This window comes from Kitasatospora sp. NPDC059803 (genome assembly GCF_042732255.1).
Classification (GTDB): domain Bacteria; phylum Actinomycetota; class Actinomycetes; order Streptomycetales; family Streptomycetaceae; genus Kitasatospora.
In genome coordinates, this window is the sequence record NZ_JBHWIJ010000193.1 from 1 (window position 1) to 10,459 (window position 10,459).

The 10,459-nt window shown below is 74.7% G+C and carries 10 protein-coding genes; 6 read left to right on the top strand and 4 right to left on the bottom strand.

Annotation, left to right across the window (positions count from 1 at the left end; all coding sequences use genetic code 11):
- Positions 1 to 138: 138 nt before the first annotated feature.
- On the bottom strand, positions 139 to 990 hold the full coding sequence (locus ACFV6I_RS26480) for a helix-turn-helix transcriptional regulator (protein ID WP_380342985.1): 852 nt from the start codon (positions 988 to 990) through the stop codon (positions 139 to 141).
- A gap of 132 nt (positions 991 to 1,122) precedes the next feature.
- On the opposite strand from ACFV6I_RS26480, the gene ACFV6I_RS26485 reads away from it, so the two are divergent.
- Positions 1,123 to 1,896, top strand: a complete 774-nt coding sequence (locus ACFV6I_RS26485) for an SDR family NAD(P)-dependent oxidoreductase (RefSeq protein ID WP_380428023.1) — start codon at positions 1,123 to 1,125, stop codon at positions 1,894 to 1,896.
- Positions 1,897 to 1,974: 78 nt separating this feature from the next.
- Here the strand turns inward: ACFV6I_RS26485 and ACFV6I_RS26490 are convergent, their stop codons facing one another.
- A complete protein-coding gene (locus tag ACFV6I_RS26490) occupies positions 1,975 to 2,757 on the bottom strand; it encodes a uracil-DNA glycosylase (protein ID WP_380428025.1) in 783 nt (260 codons plus the stop codon).
- A 294-nt stretch (positions 2,758 to 3,051) separates the two neighbouring features.
- Here ACFV6I_RS26490 and ACFV6I_RS26495 point away from each other — a divergent pair, with 294 nt between their 5' ends.
- The 3 genes from ACFV6I_RS26495 (at position 3,052) to ACFV6I_RS26505 (ending at position 5,858) form a co-directional block, all read left to right on the top strand.
- The gene (locus ACFV6I_RS26495) at positions 3,052 to 3,969 is read left to right on the top strand and encodes a PIG-L deacetylase family protein (RefSeq protein WP_063346448.1); all 918 of its coding nucleotides are present in this window, start codon (positions 3,052 to 3,054) and stop codon (positions 3,967 to 3,969) included.
- 381 nt (positions 3,970 to 4,350) lie between these two features.
- Complete coding sequence (locus ACFV6I_RS26500; protein WP_380428027.1) at positions 4,351 to 5,322, top strand: slipin family protein; 972 nt, start codon at positions 4,351 to 4,353, stop codon at positions 5,320 to 5,322.
- Positions 5,323 to 5,399: 77 nt separating this feature from the next.
- Positions 5,400 to 5,858, top strand: a complete 459-nt coding sequence (locus ACFV6I_RS26505) for a CBS domain-containing protein (RefSeq protein WP_063346447.1) — start codon at positions 5,400 to 5,402, stop codon at positions 5,856 to 5,858.
- Positions 5,859 to 5,921: 63 nt separating this feature from the next.
- Here the strand turns inward: ACFV6I_RS26505 and ACFV6I_RS26510 are convergent, their stop codons facing one another.
- The gene (locus tag ACFV6I_RS26510; protein ID WP_380428029.1) at positions 5,922 to 6,545 is read right to left on the bottom strand and encodes a TetR/AcrR family transcriptional regulator; all 624 of its coding nucleotides are present in this window, start codon (positions 6,543 to 6,545) and stop codon (positions 5,922 to 5,924) included.
- Between the two features lie 79 nt (positions 6,546 to 6,624).
- Here ACFV6I_RS26510 and ACFV6I_RS26515 point away from each other — a divergent pair, with 79 nt between their 5' ends.
- Together ACFV6I_RS26515 and ACFV6I_RS26520 are read left to right on the top strand one after the other, a co-directional pair.
- Positions 6,625 to 7,137, top strand: a complete 513-nt coding sequence (locus ACFV6I_RS26515) for a DUF1453 domain-containing protein (protein ID WP_380428031.1) — start codon at positions 6,625 to 6,627, stop codon at positions 7,135 to 7,137.
- A gap of 41 nt (positions 7,138 to 7,178) precedes the next feature.
- Positions 7,179 to 7,685, top strand: a complete 507-nt coding sequence (locus ACFV6I_RS26520) for a hypothetical protein (RefSeq protein WP_380428033.1) — start codon at positions 7,179 to 7,181, stop codon at positions 7,683 to 7,685.
- Here the strand turns inward: ACFV6I_RS26520 and ACFV6I_RS26525 are convergent.
- Positions 7,682 to 10,459 (bottom strand): FAD-binding and (Fe-S)-binding domain-containing protein (locus ACFV6I_RS26525; protein WP_380428035.1); only part of this gene is annotated, 2,778 nt, incomplete at its 5' end. The two genes, ACFV6I_RS26520 and ACFV6I_RS26525, sit on opposite strands and share 4 nt — an antisense overlap.

A 10,459-nucleotide genomic window follows, 5' to 3' on the forward strand; every position in this document is an offset into this window, starting at 1 on the left:
CGTACTGGACGTACTTGGGCGATTCGGGCGTGCGTCCAGGCGGGATGCGTAATGGGGGTACCTCCCGGCCGAAGGCTGGGGGAGTCGCGGGCCCGCCAAGATTGGCCGGACAGGACCTAGGCCAAACCTAGGCCCAACCTAGAACGGCGCCGCGTGGGCCGGGGCCGCGTCGTGGGCGGCGGCGAAGGCGTGGCGGGCGCGGCTGCCGGGTGGGGCGAGGCAGACGAAGACGTACCGGCCCTCCTCGGGCAGGGCGAGCACGGTGTAGTCCAGGACGTCGGTGTCCAGGGCCGGGTGGCGGATGTGGAGCCGGCCGGGGCCGGGCGGCCCGGCCCGGTGGCGGTCCCACAGTGCGGCGAAGGCCGGGCTGTCCGAGGACATCCGGCGGACCAGGCGGGTGAGCCCGCGATCGCCGGGGCGGTCCGCGTGGTGGGCGCGCAGCGAGGCGACGAGGTCCGCGCCGATCGAGCCGGTGGCCGCGAGGTTGCCCTGCGAGCGGTCCCCGTACGGGCAGCAAAACACCTGCCAGAGCAGGTTGCGCTCGTGGGGCGGGCGCCGTTCCGGCCAGGCCATCAGCAGGCCGGCCGGGCGGTTCCAGGCGAGGAGTTCGAAGGTCGGGCCGGTGACGAAGGCGGGCGCGGCGTCCAGGGTGTCCAGCAGCGCCAGGGTGGTGGCGGAGACGGCCGGTGGCTCGGGCGACGCCCCGGCCGGTGCGCGGTGCCGGGCAGCCAGCCGGTGCAGGTAGGCGCGCTCCGCCCCGGCCAGTTGCAGGGCCTCGGCGATGCCGTCGAGGACCGGGCCGGTGGGCACCCGCTGGCGGCCCTGCTCCAGCCGGGCGTAGTAGTCGGCGGAGATGCCCGCGCGGGCCGCCACCTCCTCGCGGCGCAGCCCGGGCGTCCGGCGGCGCCCGGCCGGGGGCAGGCCCGCCTCGGCGGGCGCGAGGCGGGCGCGGCGGGCGCGCAGGAACGCGCCCAGCGGGGTCTCGGGCATGCGGTCACGCTGCCACAGCCGGGTGGGGTTAGCCAGGACCTGGCCGTCCCTGGCTGGCTCGTCCCCGGTCGGCCCGTCCCCGGGAAGGGCTGGCCGCTGGTGGCCCGGGCGGGGCGCCGGGAGGCTCGCCGCATGGGACTTCTCGACGACAAGGTCACGATCGTCACCGGCGCCGGGCGCGGCATCGGTGCAGCCGCCGCCCGGCTGTTCGCCCGGGAGGGCGCGCTGCTGGTGCTGGCCGCCCGCTCCGGCGCCGAGGTGGAGGCGCTGGCCGCCGACCTGCGGGCAGGCGGGGCCCGGGCGGTGGCCGTCGCCGCCGACCTGGCCACCGCGGAGGGCGCCGAGCGGACGGTCGAGGCGGCGCTCACGACGTACGGCCGGCTGGACGCGGCCTTCGACAACGCGGGTTCCGGCCTGTCGCCGGCCCCGCTCGCCGAGCGTTCCGAGGCCGAGTGGGACGACACCCACGCGCTCAACCTGCGCGGCAGCTGGCTCTGCCTGCGGGCCCAGCTGCGGGCGATGGCGGCGGGCGGTCGGGGCGGCGCGGTGGTGCTCAACTCCGGGGTGGGCGCGCTGGTGGGCGGCTTCGGGGACGGCGTCCAGCAGGCCGCCAAGCACGGCCTGACCGGCCTGGTGAAGGCGGCCACCGCCGACTACGCCCGGCACGGCATCCGGGTCAACGCCGTCGCGCCCGGCGTGGTGCGGACGCCCTCGACGGAGCGGTTCTTCGGGTCCGGCCCGGAGTTCGAGGACCTGGTCATCCGCTCCACCCCGCTGGGCCGGGCGGGAGCGGACACCGAGATCGCGGAGGCGGCGGCCTGGCTGCTGAGCGACCGGGCGTCGTACGTGGCCGGGGTGACCCTGCCGGTGGACGGCGGCATCACCGCGACCCGGCGGTTCGACTGAGTGCGGGCCCGATCAGTTGGGGGCCCGGCTGGTCGGGGCCGGCTCGACGGCACCGTACGGGGGTCGGTGCCGTCGGGCCTACTCCGGCGCCGGTTCCAGCCCGGCCGACCGGGCGGCGGTGCGGAGCAGGGCGCGGAGCATGGGGGTGGTGAGGCGGCCGGTGTTGGTGTTGCGCGGGCTCACGTGGTAGCAGCCGTACAGCTGGAGGGCGGGGCCGCCGTCGGTGGCGGGGAGGACGGCCAGGGCGCCGTGGCCGAAGGCGGGGCGGGGCCGGGGGACCTGCCAGCCGGCCTGCGCGAGGGCGGGCAGGAGGGCCTGCCAGGCGAAGCCGCCGAGGGCGACGACGGTCCGTACGGTGGGGCGCAGCAACTGGAGTTCGCGGGTGATCCAGGGGCGGCAGGTGTCGCGTTCGGCGGTGCTGGGCTTGTTGTCGGGCGGGGCGCAGCGGACCGGGTCGGTGATGCGGACGCCGCGCAGGTGCAGGCCGTCGCCGTACCGGACGGACTCGGGGCGGTTGGCGAGCCCGAGGTCGTAGAGCGCCGCGTAGAGCAGGTCGCCGGACGGGTCGCCGGTGAAGATCCGGCCGGTGCGGTTGGCGCCGTGGGCGGCGGGGGCGAGGCCGACCAGGACGAGCGGGGCGTCGGGCGGGCCGAAGCCGGGGATCGGGCGGGCCCAGTAGTCCCAGTCCAGGTAGGCGCGGCGCTTGGTGCGGGCGCTCTCCTCGCGCCACTCGACTAGGCGCGGGCAGGCCCGGCAGTCGGTGACGACGCGGTCCAGCGCGGTGAGCGAGATGGCGCGGGCGGCGGCCTCGGCGGGGTGGCGGGGGTGGCCGGGGTCGTCGGCGGCGGCGGACTGCGGCATGGCCCCGATCCTAGTAGGGCTTTGTCAGGTCCTGTGGTGGGAGCGGGGCGGATGCGGGTCGGTCGCATATCGGGCAGGCACCGGTCCAGGGGGCCTGGGCGGGTGAGGCATCCTTCCCCTCGCCTGACCATCCGTGGCGCCCGACAAAGCCCTACTGGGCCCTGTCCCGCCGCACCCGCTGGGCGGTCTGGACGGTGGCCCGGTTGAACCGCCGGGTGACGGTGGCCCGTCGACCGGGTTGGGCCCGGTGATCGGGGCGGTGGCGAGAAGGTCCGGTGGGACCGGGAGGCAGCAATGGTGGAGAACGGGTACGCGGGTCCGTCTCGACGGCAGGTCCTGACGGCCGGCGCGCTGGCCGGCGCGACGGTGCTGAGTTCCGGCATGTGGGCGACCGAGGCGTCGGCGGCGGCACCGCCGGCGATCTTCTACTCGCCGCACCAGGACGACGAGGCGTTGGGCCTGGCCGGGGCGATCCTGGAGCACAAGGCGGCCGGCCGGCCGGTGTACCTCGTGCTGGTGACACGGGGAGAGAACGACGGGCTGGCGAAGCTGATGAACACCGATCCCTGCCCGCTGACCACAGGCTCGGACCGGCACCCCTGCGCGGCCGGCGGCCACCACGGGGTGAACTGGCCGACCGACGGCAGCAGCAAGATCGTCCCTTGCCGGACGGCCGAGTTCATGGCCTCTGCCGCCACCCTCGGGGTCGACAAGGTGATCAACCTGAAGATCGTCGACTCCCCCTACGGGGGGCCCGATGCCTTCGCCCGGTTCGTCGCCACGGTCAAGTCGAAGATCGCGTCCATCGCGCGGCAGTACCCGGGCGCCTCGCACAAGTTCACCGCGGGCTGGCTGGAGATCACCGACACCCACAAGGCGATCGCCGACGCGGCCGTGCAACTGGCCCGCGAGGGCAAACTCACCGACGTGCGCTTCAATTTCGTCTACGCCTACGACCAGCCGCTCGGCTCCCGCGCGAACGGTGCCGCCTACGTGCTGGACATCCCTGCCGCGCACATGGCGACCAAGCGCAACGCCATCTACTGCTACAACACCTGGGCCCCGTCCCGGAACCTCTACGCGCTCGGCTACCACAGCGTCCCGAACAAGCTGGAGTCCGCGCACAACGACCCGCACGAGTACGTCTTCACCCTCCCCAACAACTCGTACCAGTTCGGGAGCATCACGGCCCCGCACCCGGAGTGGTCGTAACAGAACAGGGCCGGGGTCGGGCTGTCGGCGGACGGCCCGACCCGGACTCCCGCTCAACCCCGCGGGACGAACCGGTCACCACCGCCCCACCGATCCCCGAGCGGGTGATCGTCTCGCAGCGACGTTCGAGGCCGGACAACCCCCCGACCCCCACCACCGGACCTGACAAAGCCCTCCTAGGGCTCGCGCTGGGCTCGCACCGGGCCCGCATCGGCCGTGCACCGAGCTCGTGCCGGGCCCGTATCGGCCCTGCGCCGGCCTGGCCGGGCAGGCGTAGCGTGGAATCAGCTGCTCCGGCGGCCCCCCGGCTGGGCCGGGTCGGCGACGGCCGGGGCTGGCTGGTGCGCGAGGAGGCCTCGCCGAGGCCGCAAGGAGGCCGCGATGATCGTCGATGCGGTGCTGGGTGCCATCGGGGGGCTGGTCGGGCTGGGGGCGATCTGGGCGGGCCTGAGCGTCCGGGTCGTCCAGCAGTTCCAGAAGGGAGTGGTGTTCCGCTTCGGCCGGGTGCGCAGGGATGTGCGCGAGCCCGGGCTGGTGGGGCTGCTGCCGATCGCGGACAAGCTGCGCAAGGTGAACGTGCAGATCGTGACGATGCCGATCCCGGCGCAGGAGGGCATCACCCGGGACAACGTGACCGTCCGGGTGGACGCGGTGGTGTACTTCCGGGTCGAGGACCCGGTGAAGGCGATCGTCAACGTGCAGGACTACCACTTCGCGATCTCCCAGGTGGCGCAGACCTCGCTGCGCTCGATCATCGGCAAGAGCGAGCTGGACGACCTGCTGGCCAACCGCGAACCGATCAACCAGGGGCTGGAGTTGATGATCGACAGCCCGGCGCTGGGCTGGGGCATCGAGATCGACCGGGTGGAGATCAAGGACGTCGCGCTGCCGGAGTCGATGAAGCGCTCGATCGCGCGGCAGGCGGAGGCCGAGCGGGAGCGGCGGGCGCGGATCATCACGGCGGACGGTGAGTTCCAGGCCTCGGCCCGGTTGTCGGAGGCGGCGGCGGTGATGAGCGCGACCCCGGCGGCGCTCCAACTGCGGCTGCTGCAGACGGTGGTGGAGGTGGCAGCGGAGAAGAACTCGACGCTGGTGCTGCCCTTCCCGGTGGAGCTGCTGCGCTTCCTGGACAGTGCGACGGACAACCAGCAGCGGGCCGCGGTGAACGCCGCGGCGGCAGCGGCGAAGGGCGCCGAACGGGCCGCCGTGGAGCGGGAGGAGGCGGCGAAGGCGGAGGTCGAGCAGGACAGCTCGAAGCACGAACTCCCGCCACTGGAGGAATTGTTGGACCAGTCGCCGGTGCCGGATGCGGACGCGCCGGGCGGGCGCGCGGAGCCGGACCAGGCGGCCTGACCGGCGCCCGGTGGCGGCCTCCGCGGGCCCGGACCAGGATGGACAGGGGAGCCGAAGCCAGGCCAGGAGGCGGGACCATGACCAGAGCCAGCGACATCATGCACCCGGGCGCGGAGTGCATCCGCGAGCACGAGACGCTCGCCGCCGCCGCCCGGATCATGCGGGAACGGCACGTCGGCGCGCTGCCCATCTGCGGGGAGGACGACAAGCTGCTGGGCATCGTGACCGACCGCGACATCGTGCTGCGCTGCGTCGCCGAGGGCCGGGACCCGGCCGGGGTGACGGCGGGCGAGCTGGCCCTGGGCCGGCCGATGACGGTGGAGGCGGACGAGGACGCGGAGCAGGTGCTACGGGTGATGGAGCAGTACCGGGTGCGCCGGCTGCCGGTGATCAACCACCCGGAGCACAAGCTGGTCGGGATGATCAGCGAGGCGGACATCGCGCGCGGGCTGCCGCAGGCCCGGGTTGCGGAGTTCGTGTCGGCGGTCTGCGCGGAGGAGGCGCCCGCGGAGGAGGCGGCCAAGGCCGGGGCCTGACGGCGTCGGCTGATCCGGGCCGGGGGGTCAGTGCCAGCTGTGGCGGATCAGGGACGCGGCGAATCAATCAGGGCATCGTCCGGCCAGCGTGTCGAGGTGGCGGCGCAGCACGGCGCGCAGTTCGTCCGGGCCGACCAGGTCCGGGTGCTGGACGGCCTGGAGGGTGAGGCCGTCGAGCAGGGCGGAGAGGCGGCGGGTCTCGACGGCGAGGTCGAGGCCGGGCGCCAGGGCGCCGGAGCGCTCGGCCTCCGTCAGGACGCGGTGGATCAGCCCGTCCAGTCCGGCCTGCAACTCGGCGGCGCGGGAGCGGAGTTCGGGGCGGGTGCGGGCAGCGGTGACGAAGGACAGCCAGAGCGCGGACTCCTCCCGGCGCTCGGCGTCCAGCGGGAGGGTCTCGGTGAGGAGTTCCTCGACCTGTGCGCGGCGGTCGGTGCCGCCCTCCGGGTCGAGCAGGGTGCGGGCGTGGGTGCGGATGCGGCTGTCGATGCGGCGGGCCAGCTCCTGCATCGCGAAGATCATCAGTTCGGAGCTGCCGGTGAAGTAGTGCCGTACCGAGCCGATGGCGAGCCCGGCCTCGTCCGCGACGTTGCGTAGCGAGGCGCGTTCCAGTCCCTCTCGGGCGGCGACGCGGAGCACGGCGTCGGCGACGGCCTGGCGGCGTTCCGCGGGGTCCACGATCTTGGGCATGTTGCCGTTATAGCACGGTCGAGCTAAATTGCTTATTTAGCATGGTCGAGCTAAAAAAATCCCGGGGAGGGGTGTGTCGATGAACGTCTGGCTGCAAGCGGGGTTGATCGCCGTCGTGGTCGTGGTGGTGGTGATCCGGCGGCTGCGTGGGGAGCCGCTCAATGCCCGGGACCTGTTCGCGCCGCCGGTGGTGCTGACCGCGATCGGGTTCTGGTCGCTGGTGCGGCGCCCGGGTCTGGGTGCGGGTGACTATGCCTGGGTGGCCGCCGGTGCCGCGCTCGGCGTCGGACTCGGGGTGCTGCGCGGCATCACCGTCACGCTGTTCGAGCGCGACGGTGTGGCGTGGCAGCGGTACACCGGCCGGACTTTCCTGGTCGCTGCCGGCTCCCTCGCGGTGATGGCGGGCTTCGGCCTCCTCGCCGGCCGCTTCGGTCTCGCTCCGGATGCCCGGCCGGTGCAGTTGTCGATCGGCGTGGGCTTCCTCGGTGAGGCCCTGGCGGTCGGCTGCCGGGTGCTCGTCGCGGGTCTTCCCTTCGCGCCCGAGCGACGGGGTCTGAATCCGTCACTCGGCGCGGATCGAATCAGGCGGTAACTTTGGTTGTCGTAGGCCGGTTCGGTAACTATGGTTGTCGCATGACATCGATCGAGATCACCCCCGAGGAGCGGTCCGAGCTGGCCAGAGCGCTCGGTGACGCCCTGAACCCCCTTGCCAGGGCTGTTCGTTCGCGCGAGACCGGGCTGCCCGAGGACCGGATGTGGAACGCGGACCCGGCCGAGGTCGCGCTCTCCGTCCTCGCCACCTGGAAGGTGGTGGACACGGAGGTCAAGCGGCTGACCGCGATCGCGGCGGCGACGGCGGGTTCCTACGGCGCGAGCTACGAGCAACTGGGCGCGGCCTGGGGCATCACCCGGCAGGGGGCCCGGAAGAAGTGGCCGGAGGCCCGCCCGGCGGCGCCGCACGGCACGCTCGAACTGTTCGGCGGAACAGCCGAGTTGGAGCAGGAGGCGGAATCCGGCGACTGGCGCTGGGCGGGCGTCGGCGCCGACGGCGCGCGCGGCGCGGCCGACCGCGGCTATCCGACGAAGGAGGAGGCCGCGGCCCGCGCCGGGGCCTTCCTCGGCGAGCACGCCGCGCCCTAGGAATGCTCCCGAAGCGCCCGGGCGATCAGTTCCGCCAGGTGCAGGGCCTGGCGGCCCTGGGCGAGTTGGGAGATCTGGGTACGGCAGCTGAAGCCGTCGGCCAGGATCACCGTGTCGGGGGCGGCGGCCCGGACCTCGGGGAGCAGGACGCGCTCGGCGATCGCCTCGGACACCTCGAAGTGGCCCCGCTCGAAGCCGAAGTTGCCGGCCAGGCCGCAGCAGCCGGAGTCCAGCACCCGGTTGTGCAGGCCGAGCCGGGCCTCGACCCGGCGGTCGGCGGCGCTGCCGAGGACGGCGTGCTGGTGGCAGTGGGTCTGGGTGACGGCGTCCAGCGGGACCTGGGGGAGCGGGGCGTCGGAGGCGTACTGGTCGAGGAACTCGGCGAAGGTGCGGGTGCGTTCGGCGAGCGGGCGGCCGTCCGGGCCGAGCAGCCGGGGCAGGTCCTCGCGCAGGGCGGCGGTGCAGCTCGGGTCCATCCCGACCACCGGGGTGTCGGCGGGCAGCCCGGTGTCGGCCAGCGTCCGCAGGCTGCGCCGCAACACCCGGCGGGCGGTGCCGAGTTGGCCGGTGGAGTACCAGGTCAGGCCGCAGCAGACCGGGCCGGCGGGCAGCCGCACGTCGAAGCCCAGGTGCTCCAGCACCTCGACGGCGGAGCGCAGCACGTTCGGCTGGAGGTGGTCGGAGAAGGTGTCCGGCCACAGCAGCACCGGCCGTGCCCCCGCCGGGGCCGGGTGCGCGGCGCGGTGGCGGCGGTACCAGCGGGTGAAGGTCTCCGGCGGGAGGACCGGCAGCACCCGGCGCCGGTCGATCCCGCCGAGTAGCTTGAGCAGCCCGGCGGCCGGGGAGCGGGCGAGGGTGTTGGCGGCGCCGGGGGCGAGGGCGGCGGCCCGCAGCCAGAGCGGCAGCCAGCCCATCGAGTAGTGGGCGAGCGGGCGCGGGCGGTGCCGGTAGTGCTGGTGGAGGAACTCGGCCTTGTAGGTCGCCATGTCGACATGGACCGGGCAGTCGCTCGCGCAGCCCTTGCAGCTCAGGCAGAGGTCCAGGGCCTCCCGGACCTCCGTCGAGCGCCAGCCGTCGGCGATCGCCGCGCCGCCCTGGCGGCCGGGAGGTGCCGCCATGCCGCGCAGCATCTCGGCCAGCAGCCGGGCCCGGCCCCGGGTGGAGTGCCGCTCCTCGCCGGTGGCCATGTAGCTGGGGCACATCACCCCGGTGTTCGGGTCCACGCACTTGGCGACGCCGACGCAGCGGTGCACGGCCTTGGCCAGGCTGCCGCCGTCCTGCTCGTACGGGAGGGCGAGCGGCAGCGGGCGGCGCGGGGCGGTGACGAAGCGCAGGTCGGCGTCGAGCGGGCGCGGGTCGACCAGCGCCCCCGGGTTGAGCAGGTGCTCCGGATCCCAGATCCGTTTGAACTCGCCGAACAGGGCGATCACTTCGGGCGGGTACATCCGGGGCAGCAGCTCGCCGCGGGCCTGCCCGTCGCCGTGCTCGCCGGAGAGCGACCCGCCGTAGGAGACCACCAGGTCGGCGGCCTGCTCCAGGAACTCCCGGAAGACCAGCACCCCGGCGGGCTCGTCCAGCGGGAAGTCGATCCGCAGGTGCACGCAGCCGTCGCCGAAGTGCCCGTACGGCACGCCGTGCAGGCTGTGCCGGCGCAGCAGGGCGCGCAGGTCCCGCAGGTAGTCGCCGAGGCGCTCGGGCGGGACGGCGGAGTCCTCCCAGCCGGGCCAGGCCTCGCCGCCGCCGGGCAGCCGGGTGACGATGCCGGCGCCCGCCTCCCGGACGGCCCAGAGCTGGCGCTGCTCGGCCGGGTCGGTGACGAGGGCGACGGAGGCGGAGCGTTCGCGGCGCACCGCGTCGGCGAGCCGGCGGGCGGCCTGGTAGGCCTCGACCGGGGTGGCGCCGCCGGTCTCCAGGAAGAGCCAGCACTCGCCCGCGGGCAGCCGGTCCAGCGCGGGCGGTCGGGGGCCGGCGGCGAGCAGTGCGGCGATCAGGTCGGCGGACATGCCCTCGGCGGTGAGCGGCCCGAGCGGCAGCAGCGCGGGGACGGCGTCGGCGGCGGCGCCCTCGTCGGGGTAGCCGGCCACCACCAGGGCGCGCGCGGGCGGTTCCTCGACCAGCCGGACGGTCGCGCCGAGCAGCACCGCGCAGCTGCCCTCGGTGCCGGTGAGCGCGCGGGCCAGGTCGTGGCCGTGCTCGGGCAGCAGGGCGTCCAGCGGGTAGCCGGAGGTGCGGCGGGGCAGCGCGGGCAGGCCCTGGCGGATGGTGGCGAGGTTGCGGTCGGTGAACTCCTGGAGCTGCCGGTGGAGTTCACCGGGCCGCCCGGGCAGGGCACGGAGCGCGGCGCGCTCCTGCGGGGTGAGCCGGCCGCCCACGGTCAGCTCGGTGCCGTCCGCGAGCAGCAGCTCCAGCCGCTCGACGTTGTCCGAGGTGCGCCCCCAGGCGAGCGAGTGCGAGCCGCAGGAGTCGTTGCCGATCATGCCGCCGAGGGTGCAGCGGCTGTGCGTGGACGGGTCGGGGCCGAAGCGCAGCCCGTACGGCCGGGCGGCGCGCTGGAGGTCGTCCAGCACGGTGCCCGGCTGGACCCGGGCGGTGCGGGCCTGCGGGTCGACGTCCAGGACGGCGCCGAGGTGGCGGCGGAAGTCCAGCACCACCGCGCCCGGGCCGATCGCCTGCCCGCCGATGCTGGTGCCCGCCCCGCGCGGCACCACCGGCACGCCGTACTGACGGCAGAGCGCGACGGCGGTGCGGACGTCGTCGAGGTCGGCGGGTTTGAC

Coding starts and splice junctions, on each gene's coding strand:
- ACFV6I_RS26480 (WP_380342985.1), bottom strand. CDS start 990: ATGCCCGAGACCCCGCTGGGCGCGTTCCTGCGCGCCCGCCGCGCCCGC.
- ACFV6I_RS26510 (WP_380428029.1), bottom strand. CDS start 6,545: ATGCCCAAGATCGTGGACCCCGCGGAACGCCGCCAGGCCGTCGCCGAC.
- ACFV6I_RS26490 (WP_380428025.1), bottom strand. CDS start 2,757: ATGCCGCAGTCCGCCGCCGCCGACGACCCCGGCCACCCCCGCCACCCC.
- ACFV6I_RS26520 (WP_380428033.1), top strand. CDS start 7,179: ATGACATCGATCGAGATCACCCCCGAGGAGCGGTCCGAGCTGGCCAGA.
- ACFV6I_RS26495 (WP_063346448.1), top strand. CDS start 3,052: ATGGTGGAGAACGGGTACGCGGGTCCGTCTCGACGGCAGGTCCTGACG.
- ACFV6I_RS26515 (WP_380428031.1), top strand. CDS start 6,625: ATGAACGTCTGGCTGCAAGCGGGGTTGATCGCCGTCGTGGTCGTGGTG.
- ACFV6I_RS26485 (WP_380428023.1), top strand. CDS start 1,123: ATGGGACTTCTCGACGACAAGGTCACGATCGTCACCGGCGCCGGGCGC.
- ACFV6I_RS26505 (WP_063346447.1), top strand. CDS start 5,400: ATGACCAGAGCCAGCGACATCATGCACCCGGGCGCGGAGTGCATCCGC.
- ACFV6I_RS26500 (WP_380428027.1), top strand. CDS start 4,351: ATGATCGTCGATGCGGTGCTGGGTGCCATCGGGGGGCTGGTCGGGCTG.